Source organism: Achromobacter seleniivolatilans (genome assembly GCF_030864005.1).
Taxonomy (GTDB): Bacteria; Pseudomonadota; Gammaproteobacteria; order Burkholderiales; family Burkholderiaceae_B; genus Achromobacter; species Achromobacter seleniivolatilans.
The window spans coordinates 2,368,277-2,386,096 of record NZ_CP132976.1; the positions used below are offsets into that span (position 1 = coordinate 2,368,277).

The window sequence follows — 17,820 nt, forward strand, 5'->3', positions numbered from 1 at the left end:
GCTTACGGCATGGCGGCAGCGGCTTGGTCGACCAATGCCGCGCGCCGGTCAAAACGCGCCTGCGACATCGCGATATAACGCTCCACCACGGCGGGTTCCGATGTTTTCGGAGTGCCTCCCGGGAACGGCGGCTTGGGGTCATATTCGATTTGCAGCTGAATCATTTTGGCCACATCGTCACCGCACAGCGCGGCCACCACTTTCAGCCCCATGTCGATACCTGAGGTCACGCCGCCTGCGGTGTAGACATTGCCGTCCACACACATGCGTTCGTCGCTGGGCGTCGCACCGAATCGCGACAACAGTTCCCGCGCACGCCAATGGCTGGATGCCCGCTTGCCACGCAGCAAACCCGCCGCGCCCAGAAGCAGGGAACCCGTGCAGATTCCAAACAAATACTGCGCAGCCAGCCCTTGTTTGCGAGTGAAGGCCACCCACTCCGGATCGACAATGGCGTCATCGGTGCCCGGACCACCCGGCACCACCAGCAGATCGCACTGCGGTGCGGATGCCAGCGTCTGCGTGGGCAGGAATTGCAAGCCGCGATCACAACGCACCGGATCGAGTGTTTTTGCGACAAAATCCACGGTGAAGCCTGGCGCGTTCGCCAGCACTTCGTAGGGACCGGTCATATCCAGCTGGGTCAGTCCCTGAAACAAGAGAAAATTCACATGCATGACGATGCTCCCTTTGAAACGCCAGCGCCCAGCATAGGCGGACACACCCCGGCCGTTGCGCCATTTTCAGGCCAAAACGCGCCACAACACATCGTGTTTGTGCTGTACGACGGCTTTCAGCCGTTGGACCTGGCCGGTCCCTGGCAGGCGTTCAGTTCAGCCAATGAAGAGGCGGGGCGCAAGCTCTATCGTTTAAGCACCATTGCAGCCGCACCAGTTGTGACGACGTGGGAGCAAGGTTTACGCATGCAGGTGGATGGCACCTTCGAACATGATGGCGATGCGCCCATCGACATGATGCTGGTGCCGGGCGGCCCCGGCGTCGACCTCGCCAGCGCCCACCTGGAAATGCGCGCCTGGCTGCGCCGCCGCGATGCCGCCACGCGCCGCACGAGCAGCGTGTGCACCGGTGCTTTCGTGCTGGCTTCTGCCGGCTTGCTTAACGGGCGCGCCGTGACCACGCACTGGCGCTCTGCCGACCGGCTGCGCCAGCTCTACCCCGCCTTGCGAGTGCAAGACGACCGCATCTTTATTGAAAGCGGCAAATATTGGACATCTGCGGGCGTAACGGCGGGCATAGATCTGGCGCTTGCGCTGATCGAGCGTGATTTCGGCTCGGCACTGTCGCAGCAGGTTGCGCGCCGGCTGGTCGTTTTCATGCGCCGCGACGGCGACCAGCGCCAATACAGCCAGACACTGCGCATGCAGGATCGCGTCGCCGCGCCCTTTCGCGATCTGGTCGAGAAAATTGAAGCGCGCTTGTCGGCGCGCTGGTCGGTGGACGACATGGCCGACGCCTGCCAGATGTCCCGCCGCACGTTTCAGCGCAAGTTTGCGGCGCACTTTGGCGTGGCACCTACGGAAGTCCTGCGGCGCTTGCGCGAAGAACGGGCCAGCGTGCTGCAAAGCGCTGGCAAGATATCAAAGAAATCAGTCGAAAAACTTGTCGGGCCGGTGCACAAAAAGACCACACCCCAGACGCACCGCTGACCGCGCCAATCACCTCCAGCCCTTGGCGCGGCCATTGCCCGCGTAAAAATGGATCAGCCCGCCAGCCCCACGGACATGCCTCCGCATACATACAAAAGCTGGCCCGTGATGAAGCCCGCCTGCTTGTCCAGGAACATGGCGACGCTGTGCGCCACCTCTTCTGGCTGTCCCACCCTGCCTACGGGAATGGAGGCTTCCAGCGCGCGGGTTTTCGCCTCCCCCGGCGGGTTCGACTGATTGAACAACTCGGTTGCGATAGGCCCCGGCGCCACGGTGTTTACCGTGACGCCGTCCGCTGCCAATTCCAGCGCCCAGGTGCGCGTCATGCCCGCCAAACCCGCCTTGGACGCGCCATACACCGAGCGCCCCCCCTTGCCCAAGGCGGCGCGGCTGCCAATATTGACCACGCGTCCATACCCCGCCTGACGCATGCCCGGCAACAGCGCCTGCAAGAGCAAAACCGGCGCCGTCACATTCAAGGCCATGGTGCGCAAGAGATCAGCCTCGGTCACGTCTTCGATATTGGCGACTTGAATCATCCCCGCGTTATTGACCAGATGCAGCACTTGCCGCTCGGCGGCCAGTTCCCGCGCGGCGGCGCGAGTGGCCTCGGCATCGCCCAGATCGACCGAACGAAAGGTTTCGCCAGGCAGCACGGCGTCAGGCGCCCGCCGGCTGAAGTTGACCACTTGATAGCCGTCTTTGAGCAGACGCGCCACGATGGCGCGGCCGATACCGCGGCTGCCGCCGGTGACCAGAGCGATGGGAGTGTTCATTGCGCAGTGATTCCTTTGTCTTTGATGAGTCCGCCCCACTTCTTGCGCTCTGCGCTTTCGAAGGCGGCCAAGTCGGCGCCGAAGAGCGTACCGGGTTTGGCGCCCATCGTGGCGAAGTTGGTCGCGATGACCTGGCTTTGCAGACCGCTGCGCGCCGCTTCGATCAACTGCTTGATCACCGGCTCCGGCGTATTGCGCGGTGCGTACAGCGCGAACCATGCCGTGACATCAAAACCGGGCAGCCCGGACTCGGCGACCGTAGGCAGCGCGGGCACCGATGGATCGCGTTCGCCGGAGGTCACAGCCACGCCGCGCACCAAGTTGCCGTCTTTGATCTGCGCCAACGCGCCCGGCAGGTTGTCAAACAGCAAATCCACCTGCCCGCCCGCCACCGCAGGCAGCGATGCGGAGGTGCCCTTAAACGGTACGTGCAGCATCGTCACCCCCGCCATGGCTTCGAAATACGCGCCGGTCAGGTGCACGGATGAACCGATACCCGGTGACGCATAGGTCAGCTTCTTCTCGGGCGACTGCTTGGCAGCACGGATCACGTCAGCCACCGTTTTGTACGGCGACTTGGCGCTGACCGCGATGACATTGGGCGTGGTGGACACCAGCGCAATCGGCACCAGATCCCGTTCGGGATCAAAAGTCATATTGCTGTAGAGGAACTGGTTGATGGTCTGCGTGCCGATGGTGCCCAGGCCCAAGGTGTAGCCATCGGCCTTGGCGCGGGCCACATAGGCCATGCCGATGTTGCCGCCCGCGCCGGGCTTGTTTTCAACCACCACAGTCTGTTTCAGGCCCGGCTGCAACGCGTTGGCGATGGCGCGGCCAAATATGTCGGCGCCCCCGCCCGGCGGGTAGGGAACAACAACGGTTACGGGATGGTCGGGATACCCGGCGGCATACGCCGAGGGCAGAGCCAGCACGGCCAGACTGGCGACGGCCAAGCGGCGCCACCCGGCACGCGGGTGCAGGAATTGCTTCATGGATTTGTCTCCTGGTGAACCCGCTGATTGCGGATTTCTTCTTGAGGCTTATTCAAAGTACGTAAATACGTACTATAGTTATAAGAACATAGAAAACCGACAGGAGACAAGCAGATGAAACGCTGGACGCAACGGCCCGAAGGCTCAACCTGGGGCGACTTCGGACCGGATGACGAACTGGGCAGGCTGAACCTGCTGACGGAAGCCAAGGTGCTGCAAGCCGTGCGAGAAGTGCGGACGGGCAAGGTGTTCTGCCTGTCGCTGCCGCTGGATCTGCCGGGCGGCAACGTGCTGAATCCCCGCCGCCACGCCCCCACCCTCAAGCCCACGTTCCGCGAAGGCACGCCGTACCTGAACTTTGCCATGTCGCAGTTGCAGCCTGAAGCTGTCGACGTGCTGTCCGACGACCAGGTGACGCTGTCCATGCAGTACTCCACGCAATGGGACGGCTTGAGCCATGTAGGCGCCATGTTCGATATTCAAGGCGACGGGCAAGCGCGCCGCGTCTATTACAACGGCTACGCCGCGGGCGTTGATGTGTTTGGCGGCACGGACCCGGACACGTCTGCTGAGGCCTGCTGCCCGCCCGGCGGTTCGTATGCGCGCAAACTCAGCGTCAGCCGCTATGCGGAAAAAGGCATGCAGGGCCGTGGCGTGCTGGTGGATCTGGCTCGCGCCTTCGGCCCGGGGCGCACACTGGTCGGCCACACCCAATTGCAGGCCGCCATGCAAGAGCAAAACGTGGTGCTGGAAGCGGGCGATATGCTGGTACTGCGTACCGGGTTCGCGGAAAGTCTGGTCGCCATGAACGGCCAGCCTGACCCGCACGCGCTGGAACAGACAGGCGCCGTGCTGGATGGCGCCGACCCTGCCCTGCTGGAATGGATCACCGCCAGCGGCATCGCCGCCATTTGCGCAGACAACTACGCGGTCGAATCCTATCCTGCCCGCACGTCCGGCCCAGGCCACTCGATACTGCCGCTGCACCACCACTGCTTGTTCAAGCTGGGGCTGCCGTTGGCAGAGCTTTGGTACTTGAAGGATCTGGCGGACTGGCTACATGCGCAGGGCCGCAACCGCTTCCTGCTCACGGCCCCGCCCTTGCGCATGCCGGGCGCGGTGGGTTCACCCGTGACGCCTATTGCCACGGTGTAAGCCATGACCTTGCCGTACTCAACATTTTCTGAACATCTGGACGCGCTGGTCTCGCGCGCGCCTGACGCCATCGCGCTGATCGATCAGGACCAGCAGATCAGCGTGACGCAACTGCGTGCGCGCAGCCGCGCACTGGCTGCCGGCCTGGCGCGCATAGGCGTAAAGCCCGGCGACCGCGTTGCCGTCTGGCTGCCCAATTGCGCGGCCTGGGTGGAATCCTTCCTGGCCTGCGCTCACCTGGGCGCGCTGGTACTTGCCGTCAACACACGTTTCAGATCGCTGGAAGTAGCCGACATTGTGGGCCGCGGCAAGGCGGATTGGCTGGTGTTCTGGCCCGGTTTCAAGGGCATCGATTTTCAGGGCATTCTGGACGACGTTGCGCCCGAGCACCTTGCCCGCCTGCAAGGCGTGGTCGCGCTGGCCGAGGCCGGTGAAGCCGTAGCTCCCTCCGTCCAAGGCAAACCCGTGCATCGCTACGCTGATTTGCTGGCCACGCAGGACGCGGCCCCCGTAGCGCATGGCAACGCGGGCGTGTTGTGCTTCACCACGTCCGGCACCACGTCCAAACCCAAATTTGTGCTGCATGACCAGCGCACCTTGCTGCGCCACGGCGCGGCGGTCGCGCAAGCATTTGAATACGGCCCAAACAGCTGCATTCTGGCCAGCGCGCCGTTCTGCGGCGCATTTGGCTTTGCCACGCTGGCCGGCGGATTGGCCCAAGGCGTGCCGGTCGTGTGCGCCCCTGTCTTCAACGCCGCGCAGTCCGCCGATGTGCTGCGGCGCTACGCCGTGACTCACACCTACGCCAACAATGAAGCGCTGGTGGGCATGATGCAAGCTGCCGCACCCGGCGATTTCTCATCGGCGCGGCTGTTCGGTTTTGCCAGTTTTACGCCGGCTCTGGATCACATGCTGGACCTGGCGCGGGATGCCGGCGTCACACTGACCGGGCTGTATGGGTCCAGTGAACTGATCGCCCTGGTGGCGGGTCAGCCGCGCATTGCCGCCGAAGGCGATGTGTCGGCCCTTCATCAGCCTGGCGGCACGCTGGTCTACCCCGACGCCCGCGTGCGGGCCCGCGATCCAGCCACCGGTCAGGTGCTGCCTCACGGACAGTCCGGCGAAATTGAAATCCTGTCGCCCAGCTTGATGCAGGGATATCTGGACAACCCCGAAGCCACCCGCGCTGCCGTGACAGAAGACGGCTACTTCAAGACGGGCGACCTGGGCTATACGCTGACCCCGCGCCAATTCGTGTTCCAGACCCGCATGGGTGATTCCCTGCGCCTGTCAGGCTTTCTGGTCAACCCGGTCGAAATCGAACAAGTGGTCGAAACCCTGCCCGGCGTGCGCGCCTGCCAGGTGGTGGGCGCCACCAAGCACGGCAAGATCGTGCCCTATGCCTTCGTGCTGCTCCACCCCGGTGCGGCTGCCGATCCCGCTGGCTGGACCGCCGCATGCAAGGCCGCGATGGCAGGCTTTAAAGCGCCGGTGGGCTTTACCGTGCTTGACGCATTTCCTTCAGTGGAAAGCGCCAACTCCGTGAAGATCCAGAAACACCGGCTGCGCGACATGGCAGACGCTATGCTCTCGGATTCCTCATCCCAGGCGTCTCCCTGACCATGCCCGCCCGCAAGCTCTTTTCGCACAGCCCCCAGCCGCTTTATCTGCAAGCGGCTGCGCTGTTCCGCAGCCATATCCAGAATCGCACCTGGCGGCCCGGGCAGCAGATCCCGCCGCTGGAATCGCTGATGGAAACCTATGGCATTTCGCGGGCAACCATTCGCCAGGCATTTGGCCTGCTGGAAAAAGATGGCTTGATCCGCCGCTCGCGGGGATCGGGCACCTTTGTCAACGCCGAGCTGCCCGAAACGCCCACTCTGCTGATTCCCAAGACCTGGGCTGAAACCGTGGAACTGAGCAATCAGCTGGGCACGGTGTCGCTGGTGGAATCCAGCGCTGACTCGCCCTTGCCCGACACGCTGGGCATGCCCTGCGATGCCGACCGCGAAGGCAGTTTTCAATACCTGCGACGCGTGCATACGACTGACGCTGGCCCCTTCTGCTATAGCGAGGTCTTCCTGGAAAGCGGCCTGTTCAAAAAGCACCGGGTTCGTTTTCAGAAAAGCACGATTGCCCCGGTGCTGGACCAGTTTTATGGTGCACGCATCACCGAGGCGCGCCAGGTGTTGAACGTGATCGAAGCCGGTCAGGAATCCGCTGAATCCTTGCAGATCCCTGTGTCGTCACCGGTTGCCGAATTACGGCGCTACGCGTGTATCGATGGCCGCGTCGTCTATTTCGCTAGATTGGAATTTCCGTTCCGCAAGGTACGGATGGAATTTGATCTGCTGTCCAGCCGCTAGATGCATTGATTCAAGGAGCACACCCGCCCTGACCCGTCACGACCGCAAGTCCATATAGAGCGCCGCAGCAAGCTGTAGAAGCGCCAGCAGGTTCCAAACAGATCCCGCATTAAGGAGACAAACCATGGTTTACGCCAACACGCCCCGGAATTCACCGCAGGGCCGCAGCACGCTTACCCAATTTTTCGCAACCTCAGCCGTTGCCGCCGCCCTGGCTGCCATGGCACCCGCCGCACTCGCGCAGGCCCCGGCCATCTCGGATGATGTGGTCCGGTTGGGCCTGATCCTGGATATGAGCGGCGTTTACGCCGACGTGACCGGCAAGGGCAGCGCCACCGCTGCCGAAATGGCCATCGCTGATTTTGGCGGGACCGTGCTGGGCAAGAAGGTAGATCTGCTGGTCGTAGACCATCAGAACAAGGCCGACATCGCCGCCGCAAAAGCGCGCGAATGGTATGACACGAAACAGGTCGACGCGATCATGGACGTGGCAGGGTCGGCGCCCGCGCTGGCCGTGCTTGAGGTCGCCCGGGACAAGAAGAAAATCGTCGTCTTCAGCGGCCCCGGCACCGAGCGCATCACCAATGATCTGTGCTCGCCCTATTCCGTTCACTACACCTACGACACATGGTCGCTCGCCAACACCACGGCGCGCGCCACCGTCGAAAAAGGCGGCAAGAGCTGGTATTTCCTGACGGCCGATTACGCCTTTGGCCACACCCTGCAAGCCTCCGCCACCGAGGTCGTGAAGGCTAACGGAGGCACGGTACTGGGTGCCGCGCGCCACCCGTTGGGGTCGAGCGATTTTGCTTCGTATCTGTTGCAGGCCCAGGCCAGCAAAGCCCAGATCATCGGGTTGGCCAACGCAGGCGGCGACACCGTCAACGCCATCAAGGCGGCCAACGAGTTCGGCCTGACCAAGGGCGGCCAGAAAATGGCCGGATTGCTCTTGTATATCAACGACATCCACGCGATCGGCCTGGAAGCGGCGGCTGGCCTGACCCTGACGGAAGGCTTTTACTGGGACATGAATGACCAGACCCGCGCCTGGTCCCAGCGCTACTACGACAAACTGAAGAAGATGCCCAACATGAGTCAGGCGGGCACGTACTCTTCGGTGATGCACTATCTGAAGGCGGTGCAGGCAGCGGGCACGGACGAACCCACGGCCGTGATGAAACAGATGAAGTCCATGCCCATCAACGACTTCTTCGCCACCAATGGCCGTATCCGCGAAGATGGCCGCATGGTGCACGACATGTACTTGTTTGAAGTCAAACAGCCGTCCGAATCCAAGCGGCCGTGGGATTACTACAAGCTGGTCGCAACCTTGCCTGGAGATCAAGCCTTTATGCCGCTGTCCAAATCCACGTGCCCGCTGGTGAAGAAGACGGCCAGCAATTAAGCGAGTCAGCCAGCCGGCCGGTTGCGCATCCGGCCGCTGCGTTTTTGCGGACAGGCTCACCAACACCTGTCCGCAATGGGGGTACCCTTGCAGGCAATCCCTTTTTGCCGGAGCCCTGCATGAGTACCCCCACCCCGCGCCCCATCCCAGCCACGATTGCCGCCGTTATCCGCGACGGCCACGTGTTGCTGGTGCGCCGCGCCAATCCGCCAGACGAAAACTGCTGGGCCTTTCCGGGCGGCAAGATCGACGCGGGCGAACGCATCGAGGCCGCCACGGTCCGGGAACTGCGGGAAGAAACCGGCGTGCTGGCCGAACCCCTGCACGTGTTTGACGCGGTGGACGTATTCGACCGCGACGACTCCGGCGCGCTGCGCCGCCACTTCATTTTGATCGCCGTGCTGTGCCGCTGGATCTCTGGCGAACCCGTGGCAGGCGATGATGCGCGGGATGCGCGCTGGGTACCGCTTGAGCGTCTGGAAGCGCATGAGCTTGCGATGAGTTTCGGGGTGGCGGAACTGGCGCGCAAAGCCGCGGCACTGATGGCTGCGCTTGATTTCAAAGGCTAAAACGAGGCGGCAATCCCCGCCGCCCCCCGCAGCGTTCTCGCCCGCCAACTGATGCGTGTCATTCAGGCTCCTGAAAGGATGCGGTAAGGTGTAGCCCCTTCGCCCCTTATCTCTTCATTCCAGGAGCAATGAATGACCGGATTGTTTATCGTGGTGGCGGCGCTGGCGTTTCTGATGCTGGCGGCGTATCGAGGCTATAGCGTGATTCTTTGCGCGCCCATCGCAGCCATGGGCGCGGTGCTGTTGACCGATCCATCGGCGCTGGCGCCGGTGTTTTCAGGCATCTTCATGGAGCGCATGGCGGGTTTCGCCAAGCTCTACTTCCCGGTCTTTTTGCTGGGCGCGGTGTTCGGCAAGCTGATCGAGCTGTCGGGATTCTCGCGCGCCATCGTGCAGGCGGTGCTGCGCATGATCGGGGCCGAACGCGCCATTGTGGCCATCGTGCTGGTATGTGCGGTGCTGACCTACGGCGGCGTGTCGCTGTTTGTCGTGGTGTTCGCGGTGTATCCGTTTGCGGCAGAAATGTTTCGCCAAGGCGGCATTCCCAAACGGCTGATGCCGGGCGCCATCGCGCTGGGCGCATTTACCTTCACGATGACGGCGCTGCCCGGCACGCCGCAGATCCAGAACATCATTCCGACCACGTTCTTTGAAACGACCACCTGGGCCGCGCCTTGGCTGGGCCTGATCGGCGCGGCGTTCACGCTGAGCATGGGGATTGCCTATCTGGAATGGCGGCGCAAACGTGCAGCGGCAGCAGGCGAGACCTATGGCACCGAACTGCGCAACGAACCGACGACACCGCCCAGCGAGCGCAACCACCATCCTCTGATCGCGTTGCTGCCCCTGCTGGTTGTGGGCGTCGTCAACTACCTGCTGACCCGCTGGATACCCGGCTGGTACCCCGCAGGGTCCGAAGTGACACTACCCGGTCTTGCCAAGCCCATGCCTGTGAACGCGGTCGATCAGGTCGCGCTATGGGCGGTGATGGGCGCGCTGATCGCCGGCATCTTCACGATTCTGTTGTTCTCGTTCAAGGCCATCAAGGCGCACTTTGCGGAAGGCAGCAAAAGCGCCGTGTCGGGCGCGCTGCTGGCGTCGATGAACACCGCTGCCGAATACGGCTTCGGTGGCGTAATTGCCGCGTTGCCGGGTTTCTTGCTGGTGGCCGATGCGCTCAAGGCCATCCCCGACCCGCTGGTCGGCGAAGCCGTAGCCGTCACGTCGCTGGCGGGCATTACCGGGTCGGCCTCGGGTGGCATGAGCATCGCCCTGGCGGCCATGTCGCAGACATTTATTGACGGCGCCCATGCGGCCGGCATCCCCATGGAGGTGCTGCACCGGATCGCCGCCATGGCCAGCGGCGGCATGGACACGCTGCCGCACAACGGCGCGGTGATCACCTTGCTGGCCGTGACGGGCCTGACGCACCGTCAGTCGTATGGGGACATCTTCGCCATTACGCTGATATCGACCTTATCGGTATTCGTGGTGATTGCGATGTACTACCTGACCGGCATCGTCTGACCAAAAGCCACGCCGAACACGTCCGCCAGCCATTGGGTAAATACGCGCACCCGCGCCGACACCTGACGGCTTTGCGGATACAGCACGGACACTGGCATGGGCGCGGGCGGCGAGCCGGGCAACACAATACAGAGCAAACCCGACGCCAACTCCTGTTCGATCCGGTAGCGCGGCACCTGGGCCAGACCCAGGCCGGCTACCGCCGCACTGGTGTAAAGCTCTGCGCCCGTCACGCTGATAACCGACGCCGGCCGCACTTGCACATTGCGCCCGTCCACCGTGAAGTCCAGCGCTATGCTGCGGCCCGTGGAGCTGGATAGATAGTCCACTGCCCGATGGCCTTCCAGATCTTCCAGGCGGGCGGGCGTACCGAAACGCTCCAGGTAGGCCGGACTGGCCACCGTCACCTGCGGCATCAGCGCGATCTGCCGCCCCACCAGCGATGAATCCTGCAAGGTTCCTGCGCGCAGCACGCAGTCCACTCCTTCGCGCACCAGGTCTACCAGCCGGTCATCCTCGCCCAGGTGCAGGACGATATCGGGATAGCGTTCCAGAAATCCCGCCAGGCCGGGCACCACAAAATACTTGGCCAGGGTGCCCTGCGCATTGACGCGCAGCAGGCCCTTGGGCGCCGTATTCAGAAAGGCACCGTCCGCCTCTTCCAAGTCAGCCAGCAGCCTGACGCAGCGCCGGTAATAGGCTTCGCCATCGTGTGTCATCCGCACTTGGCGCGTGGTGCGTTCCAGCAACCTTGCGCCAAGCCGCTTTTCCATGCGCTTGATCAGGTTGGTGACGGTGGCGCGGGGAATTTGCAGGTCTTCGGCTGCGTGAGAAAAGCTGCGCCGCTCCGCGATGCGGACAAACACCTGCATTTCCTGGAAACGGTCCACGTTGTGCCACCAATTATTAATGTAAATGGAATTATGTTAGCGAATATAGGGTAATTATCTTTGGTTTGGAATAGTCCATGATGCGTCATCCCTACCCAAAACGGAGAGTTAGATGAGCACACAACCCACCCCGCGCGTCGCGCTTGTTACTGGCGGATCACGCGGCATAGGCGCCGCTATCGTGCGCCGACTCGCCCAAGACGGCTTTGCCGTCGGCATCAATTACGCGTCCAGCGCAGCCGAGGCCGACGCGCTGGCCAACGAGATTCGCCAAGCTGGCGGACGGGCGCTTGCCGTGCAAGCCGACGTGTCCAAGGCCGCCGACGTCACCGCGCTGTTCGATCAGGTGGAAGCGGACCTGGGACGCATCGACGTGCTGGTCAACAGCGCCGGTGTACTGAAGGTTCAACCGCTGGCGGACACCACTGACGAACAGTTCGAACAGACCTTCGACATCAACACCCGCGGCACCTTCAATACCCTGCGCGCCGCCGCCACGCGGCTGGCCGATGGCGGCAGCATCGTGAATGTGTCCAGCACCACGATCGCGCTGAACCTGCCGGGTTATGCCATTTACATCGCGAGCAAAGCGGCGGTGGAGAGCTTTACACACGTGTTTGCCAAGGAATTGCGCGGCCGCCGGATTACCGTCAACGCCGTGGCCCCAGGCCCCGTGGCGACCGAACTGTTCTTAAAGGGCAAGAGTCCCGAACTGATCGAGCACTTTGCCAAAATGCCCCCGCTTGAACGCCTGGGCCAGCCGGACGACATTTCGGGCGTGGTGTCCTTTCTGGCGGGTCCGGACAGCGGCTGGGTCAACGGGCAGATCCTGCGCGCCAACGGCGGTCTGGCGTAAGCAGCCAATCCGGTTTGGCTTGATCCAGGGCGCGCGGACTGTCCATCGGCAGCTTGCGCATCCGCCGCTCGGATTTATTCCCAGCCGGACTTATTCCATGAAAAAACCTTGTTTGTCGGGATCAACCGAAGGCTCTAGGATGGCTTTCAGAAAACTGGCTGCCACGGAGACAAGACAAACATGACCGCCCCGATTCCCGAATTCCCCCACAGCCGCATCGAGCGCGACGAGCGCGGCGTCTACACGCTACAGATTCACGATGCCAAAAGCCTGAACATTCTGGCCACGCCCGTCACGCTGGGCCTGACCCGGGCAGTGCAATGGATCGCCGGGCAAGCCGACGCGCGTGCGCTGGTCATCCGCGGCACGGGCGAACGTGCGTTTGTTGGCGGCGCCAACATCTATGAAATGGCCGAGCTGGACCCCGACGGCGGCCGCGAATTCATCACCAACCTGCGCCAGCTGTGCGAAGCGGTGCGCAACGTTCCGGTGCCCACCATCGCGCGTATCCCGGGTTTTTGCCTGGGCGCGGGCATGGAATTGGCAGCGGCCTGCGACATCCGCCTGGGTTCGCGCGACGGCGTCTTCGGCATGCCCGAAGTCCGCGTAGGCATCCCCTCGGTCATCCATGCCGTCTTGTTGCCCGGGCTGATAGGTCCCGGCGCGACCAACTGGTTGTTGCTGACCGGCGAAACCGTGGACGCCGATCAGGCCTTGCGCTGGGGTTATCTGCAATTCATGTCCGAAGCGGGCGAGCTCGACGCGCTGGTGGAACGTACCGTCGGCCCCATTGCAGCCAGCGGCCCCCGCGCTGTCGTGTCGCAAAAGGCATTGCTGCGGTACTGGGAGACTTCGAGCGTAGAAGCGGGCCTGGACCGTAGCGTGGAAGCGTTTGGCGACGCCTTCACGACGCAAGAGCCGCGCCAATACATGGCGCCCTTCCTGACCCGCAAGCACAAACGGGACGGCCAATGAACTCCACTCGCGCAAGCGGGCCGCTGGCGGGCGTGCGAATCATCGACATGACCTCGGTCGGGATGGGGCCGTACGCCACGCAGATTTTGGGCGATATGGGCGCGGACATCATCAAGGTGGAAGCGCCAGAGGGCGACGTGTTCCGCGCGTCGGCGCCAGCCGCGAACCCGGGCATGGGTGCGGTGTATTTGAATCTGAACCGTAACAAGCACAGCGTCACCCTGAATGCCAAAGACCCGGACGATCTGCAACGGCTGCTGTCACTGGTGGATGGCGCCGACGTGTTTATCTCCAATGTGCGTCCCCGCGCACTGGCGCGAGCCGGGCTGGACGCCGCGACGCTGTGCGCCCGCAATCCCAGACTGATCTACTGTTCGGCGGTGGGCTTCGGGCAGGATGGCCCGTATGCGGCCAAGCCGGCCTTTGACGACATCATTCAGGCCATGAGCGGCTTGGCCGATCTGCAAGGCCGCAACACCGGCGCGCCCGCCTATATCAACACCATCATGGCCGACAAGGTGGCCGGCCTGACGCTGGCCTACACCATTCCCATGGCGCTGTACGAGCGCGAAAAATCGGGGCTTGGGCAAGCGATTGAAGTCCCCATGTTTGAAACGCTGGTGTCGTTCACCCTGATCGAACACATGGGCGGCCGAACGTTTGATCCGCCGCGCGGCGAAATGGGCTACAGCCGCGTGCTGTCGCCCGAGCGCAAGCCTTACCGCACGCTGGACGGCTATATCGCGCTCTTGCCCTACACCGACGCGCAATGGCAACGGTTCTTCGGTCTGGCAGGAAGAGCCGACCTGGCGGCCGACCCGCGTTACCTGACGCCAGAGACGCGCGCCCGCAACTTCGACACGCTTTATCAGCACCTGGCCGATATCGTGGCCTTGCGCGGCACAGACGATTGGCTGGCCCTGCTGGCCGATGCCGACATTCCGCATTCGCGTGTGAACACGCCCGAGGCGCTGTTCGACGACCCGCACCTGCTTGCCACCGGCTTCTTCCAGCAGGTGGAGCATCCGACAGAAGGCACACTGACGGCGACATCGATCCCGGTTCGCTTTTCGCGCACCCCCGGATCGCTGCGCCGCCTGGCGCCGCGTCAGGATGCGGATCGCGATATGCTGGAACCCGGCCGCTAAGCCCATTCCGGGCGCACGCGCCCTGCCGGCCCGGACCATGAACATCACCTTGAAGCAGTTGCGTGTTTTCTGCGCGCTCTACGAACTGCGCAGTTTCACCGCGGCTGCCCGTGCCGCCTTCGTCACCCAGTCCGCCGTCAGCAAACTGTGCGCTGAGTTAGAAACCGAAGTAGGCCAGCCCCTGTTTGAACGCTCCACCCGCAGCGTGACGCCGTGCGAGGGCGCGGCCGATTTCTACGCCTATGCCCAAGAGATCCTGGGCACGGTGCGCGCCGCCGAACGCAGCATGTCGGGGCTGCGCTCGCTGGACCGCGGCGCGGTCGGCGTGGCAAGTTCCCCCATGATGATGGTCGGCCTGCTGGGTGACGTGATCGCACGCTATCACCGCCAGCACGCAGGCGTGAAACTGGCGCTGTATGAGCTGAATACCGACGACACGCTGGAACACGTGCGCCACGGCCACGCCGACTTCGGCATCGTGTCCACGCAAACGCACGGCGAAGGCCTGGATGCACGCGTGATCTACCGCGATTCCATGTATATGGTCTGCGCCCCGTCCCACCCTCTGGGCCAGAGCGCAAGCGTGCGCTGGGCCGATCTGGCGGCGCATGACCACGTCACGCTGCGCAACGTCTACAGTGTGCGCCGCGCCGTCGACCGCATCAGCAGTGAACTGGATCTGGCGTTCTCGTCCGGCATCGAAGCCGGCATGCTGACATCGGTATTGAACCTGGTGCGGGCGGGTTTGGGGATCACCATCGTGCCCGGCTACGTCTGCGCCTTTGCGCGGCTGCTGGGGCTGCACGCTGCGCCCATCCAGGAGGGCCCGGAACGCCGCCACGAACTGTGGTTGATCCAACGCCGAAGCACCCGTTTATCGCTGGCCGCCAAGACCTTTCTGGATGAGCTGGAAACCTATCTGCAAGCGCGCGAAGCGTCGCCCGACCCAACCGTGTTCCAGGACCCGCGACCCATTAATCCAGATACGGAATAGGTCTATGAAAATTAGTCCCTTGTTGAGATAAGCCGGCCAGACGCATCATGCGCCATGGCTCTGATCCCGCCAGCGAGACGCTGCGACAGATGGGCGACAAAAAAACCAGGAGACTTTCATGACCCGAATTCCGGACAACGCCCGCAGACGTTTGCTTGCCGCCGCCGTTGGCGCCGCGTGGGCCTTGGCGGGAAGTGCCAGCGCCGTCCACGCAGCCGAAACCTATCCCAACAAGCCCATCACGATCGTGGTGCCTTTTTCGCCTGGCAGCGCCACCGACACCAGCGCCCGCATCCTGTCGGAAAAATTGGGTCCTCGCCTGGGCGTGCCCATCGTTATCGAGAACAAGCCAGGAGCGTCCGGCACCATTGGTTCGGTCACGGCGGCGCGAGCGCCAGCCGACGGCTACACGTTGGTGCTGACCAGCAGTTCGACGCATTCGGCCACACCCGCGCTGTTTCGCAAACTGCCCTACGATCCGACGGAAGACTTCATCCATGTCATCCGGATCGCCACGATTCCCATGATGCTGGTCGTGCGGGCGGATTCGCCCTACACCTCGGTAGCGAAACTGGTGCAGGCCACCCAAGTCCGTCCGTTGAACTACGCCTATGGTTCGCCCACCAGCCAGATCGCCGGCGCCACGTTCAATACTGTGGCGGGCGCCGCCGCCAACGGCGTGCCGTACAAAAGCCAGCCGCCCGCGGTAACGGACTTGCTGGGCGGACACGTGGACTATCTGTTTGCGGACCAATCGGTTGTCACGGCCTTCATGCATAGCGGCAAACTGACTGGCATTGCATTCACCGGTCAGAATCGCGCCAAGGATTTTCCCAACGTGCCGACCTTGGCCGAAGCGGGCTACAAGAATTTCGATCTGGTCGTGTGGGTCGGCGTGGCAGCGCCCGCTGGCACGCCTGCGCCCGTGGTCGACCGCCTGAACAGCGAGATCGCCCGCATTCTGCGTGAACCCGATAGTGCTGCCAAATTCGAAGCGCTGGGCATGCAGGTGGCGCCAAACTCTGTAGCTGAACACAAGGAGTTTGCCCAAACGCAGCGCCAGATCTGGACCCAGCGCGCCATCGACGCCAAGATCGAACCGCAGTAAACCGGTCCGGCCCATCAGGCAATCGCGGCGGTTGCCATCCTTACGCAGGTACACCGCCAGCGTCTGGCTCAATCGTCCGCCCCCATCTATTTTTGACACGCCAGCCCCGCCTGGCGTTTTCGCATTTGCGCGCGGAAGTCAACACCGCATTCGCCCCCTTCTCCATCGCTCTCGTTCCGTCACCGATTACGTGACGCGCCCCGCTTAATTCCCGTCCGTCATCCCAACGCATGAGTCTTGCCGGTTTCCGGGAGTTTTCCCGAACCGCCCGGATCATCGCGAATTTGCGAACGTTCTCATCCATTCTCCCCATGCCCGCATCGGCCGACGGGACGAGGGGCTGCCAGGATTGCCAACACTTTTGCAGGGATGCATCGCGCCTTTGGGTTACGGACAAGTCTGGCCAGCCGGATGAGGTTTGCATGAGACGACAGCCGGAAGGTCTGTATTAGGCTGACCCGGCAGTACTCCGACTCACCTTGATCGAATGGACGAAAGCAAATGAATCAACTCATTCATCCAGACTGCCACCCCTTTACCGCAGCCGGCAACATGAACCAGATCTCAGCTTTTTATGAGGAGGGACGTCGTGTCATGTGGATGATGCTCCGGGCGCAACCACGGCCTTGCTTTAACCATCAACTCATCGACGAAATCATGACCTTGGCGCGCGCCGCCAAGGACTCCGGCCTGCCTATCGATTTCTGGGTCACGGGTTCTCTTGTGCCCCAGATCTATAACGTAGGCGGCGATCTGAACTTTTTTGCCGAAGCCATCCGCACAGGTAAACGTGAAGCCTTGCGGGCCTATGCCCGGGCATGCGTGGATTGCGTGCATGCGGCGTCACGCGGATTCGATACCGGCGCAGTTTCTTTGGCCATGATCGAAGGAACCGCGCTGGGCGGCGGCTTCGAAGCGGCCCTGGCCCACCATTTTGTGCTGGCGCAGAACAACGCCCGCATGGGTTTCCCGGAAATGGCGTTCAACCTGTTCCCGGGCATGGGCGGGTATTCGCTGGTGGCGCGCCGTTCAGGCATGAAGCTGGCCGAGGAATTGATCAGCACTGGCGAGTCGCACACGGCCGAATGGTTTCACGGCAAGGGGCTTGTGGACTCGCTGTTCGAACCGGGCGACGCCTACAAAGCCACGCGCACTTTCATCGACGTCTTGCGGCCCAAGCTCAATGGCATACGCGCCATGCTGCGGGCGCGCCAGCGCGTGCTGAACCTGTCACGGTCCGAACTGATGGACATTACCGAAGACTGGGTCGAAGCCGCATTTTCGATCGACCCGAAAGACCGCGCCTATATGGAACGTCTGGTGATCGCGCAGAACCGGCGCACTGCCGGCAACCCTGACGCCGTGCAGGAAGCCACGATGCACTAACCCGGC

The 17,820-nt window shown here is 62.9% G+C and carries 17 protein-coding genes; 13 read left to right on the forward strand and 4 right to left on the reverse strand.

Annotation, left to right across the window (positions count from 1 at the left end):
- Nucleotides 1-2: 2 nt before the first annotated feature.
- A complete protein-coding gene (locus tag RAS12_RS10410) occupies nt 3-677 on the reverse strand; it encodes a DJ-1/PfpI family protein (RefSeq protein WP_306947987.1) in 675 nt (224 codons plus the stop codon).
- Between the two features lie 90 nt (nt 678-767).
- On the opposite strand from RAS12_RS10410, the gene RAS12_RS10415 reads away from it, so the two are divergent.
- The gene (locus RAS12_RS10415) at nt 768-1,667 is read left to right on the forward strand and encodes a GlxA family transcriptional regulator (protein ID WP_306951399.1); all 900 of its coding nucleotides are present in this window, start codon (nt 768-770) and stop codon (nt 1,665-1,667) included.
- A gap of 53 nt (nt 1,668-1,720) precedes the next feature.
- On the opposite strand, the gene RAS12_RS10420 is transcribed toward RAS12_RS10415, so the two are convergent.
- Both RAS12_RS10420 and RAS12_RS10425 read right to left on the reverse strand, forming a co-directional pair.
- Nucleotides 1,721-2,443: an SDR family oxidoreductase gene (locus RAS12_RS10420; protein WP_306947989.1), complete on the reverse strand. Its 723-nt coding sequence runs from the start codon at nt 2,441-2,443 to the stop codon at nt 1,721-1,723.
- Nucleotides 2,440-3,435 (reverse strand): Bug family tripartite tricarboxylate transporter substrate binding protein, encoded by a 996-nt coding sequence (locus RAS12_RS10425; RefSeq protein ID WP_306947991.1) that lies wholly within the window; start codon nt 3,433-3,435, stop codon nt 2,440-2,442. Before RAS12_RS10425 ends, RAS12_RS10420 begins: the two co-directional genes overlap by 4 nt.
- Nucleotides 3,436-3,549: 114 nt before the next feature.
- Here RAS12_RS10425 and RAS12_RS10430 point away from each other — a divergent pair, with 114 nt between their 5' ends.
- From RAS12_RS10430 to RAS12_RS10455, 6 genes are all read left to right on the forward strand, one after another.
- Nucleotides 3,550-4,590, forward strand: a complete 1,041-nt coding sequence (locus RAS12_RS10430; RefSeq protein ID WP_306947993.1) for a cyclase family protein — start codon at nt 3,550-3,552, stop codon at nt 4,588-4,590.
- Between the two features lie 3 nt (nt 4,591-4,593).
- Nucleotides 4,594-6,210 carry an AMP-binding protein gene (locus tag RAS12_RS10435; protein ID WP_306947994.1) on the forward strand — a complete coding sequence of 539 codons (1,617 nt, stop codon included), beginning with the start codon at nt 4,594-4,596 and terminating at the stop codon, nt 6,208-6,210.
- Nucleotides 6,211-6,212: 2 nt separating this feature from the next.
- Nucleotides 6,213-6,956 (forward strand): GntR family transcriptional regulator, encoded by a 744-nt coding sequence (locus tag RAS12_RS10440; protein ID WP_306947996.1) that lies wholly within the window; start codon nt 6,213-6,215, stop codon nt 6,954-6,956.
- Nucleotides 6,957-7,080: 124 nt separating this feature from the next.
- A complete protein-coding gene (locus RAS12_RS10445; protein WP_371321268.1) occupies nt 7,081-8,361 on the forward strand; it encodes an ABC transporter substrate-binding protein in 1,281 nt (426 codons plus the stop codon).
- 119 nt (nt 8,362-8,480) lie between these two features.
- On the forward strand, nt 8,481-8,930 hold the full coding sequence (locus RAS12_RS10450) for an NUDIX hydrolase (RefSeq protein WP_306947998.1): 450 nt from the start codon (nt 8,481-8,483) through the stop codon (nt 8,928-8,930).
- Between the two features lie 132 nt (nt 8,931-9,062).
- Nucleotides 9,063-10,457 carry a GntP family permease gene (locus RAS12_RS10455; protein WP_306948000.1) on the forward strand — a complete coding sequence of 465 codons (1,395 nt, stop codon included), beginning with the start codon at nt 9,063-9,065 and terminating at the stop codon, nt 10,455-10,457.
- Here the strand turns inward: RAS12_RS10455 and RAS12_RS10460 are convergent.
- On the reverse strand, nt 10,436-11,347 hold the full coding sequence (locus RAS12_RS10460; protein WP_306948002.1) for a LysR family transcriptional regulator: 912 nt from the start codon (nt 11,345-11,347) through the stop codon (nt 10,436-10,438). The two genes, RAS12_RS10455 and RAS12_RS10460, sit on opposite strands and share 22 nt — an antisense overlap.
- A gap of 112 nt (nt 11,348-11,459) precedes the next feature.
- Between RAS12_RS10460 and RAS12_RS10465 the strand changes: the two genes are divergently transcribed.
- The 6 genes from RAS12_RS10465 to RAS12_RS10490 all read left to right on the forward strand — a co-directional run bounded on the left by RAS12_RS10465 (nt 11,460) and on the right by RAS12_RS10490 (nt 17,814).
- Nucleotides 11,460-12,203 (forward strand): SDR family oxidoreductase, encoded by a 744-nt coding sequence (locus RAS12_RS10465; protein WP_306948003.1) that lies wholly within the window; start codon nt 11,460-11,462, stop codon nt 12,201-12,203.
- Between the two features lie 180 nt (nt 12,204-12,383).
- Entirely contained in the window at nt 12,384-13,178 is a 795-nt protein-coding gene (locus RAS12_RS10470; RefSeq protein ID WP_306948006.1) for an enoyl-CoA hydratase, read from the forward strand.
- Nucleotides 13,175-14,326: a CaiB/BaiF CoA transferase family protein gene (locus RAS12_RS10475; protein ID WP_306948008.1), complete on the forward strand. Its 1,152-nt coding sequence runs from the start codon at nt 13,175-13,177 to the stop codon at nt 14,324-14,326. Before RAS12_RS10470 ends, RAS12_RS10475 begins: the two co-directional genes overlap by 4 nt.
- 37 nt (nt 14,327-14,363) lie before the next feature.
- Entirely contained in the window at nt 14,364-15,320 is a 957-nt protein-coding gene (locus tag RAS12_RS10480; protein ID WP_306948010.1) for a LysR family transcriptional regulator, read from the forward strand.
- Between the two features lie 118 nt (nt 15,321-15,438).
- The gene (locus RAS12_RS10485) at nt 15,439-16,428 is read left to right on the forward strand and encodes a Bug family tripartite tricarboxylate transporter substrate binding protein (protein ID WP_306948013.1); all 990 of its coding nucleotides are present in this window, start codon (nt 15,439-15,441) and stop codon (nt 16,426-16,428) included.
- A gap of 501 nt (nt 16,429-16,929) precedes the next feature.
- Nucleotides 16,930-17,814 (forward strand): crotonase/enoyl-CoA hydratase family protein, encoded by an 885-nt coding sequence (locus RAS12_RS10490; RefSeq protein WP_306948015.1) that lies wholly within the window; start codon nt 16,930-16,932, stop codon nt 17,812-17,814.
- Nucleotides 17,815-17,820: the final 6 nt, after the last annotated feature.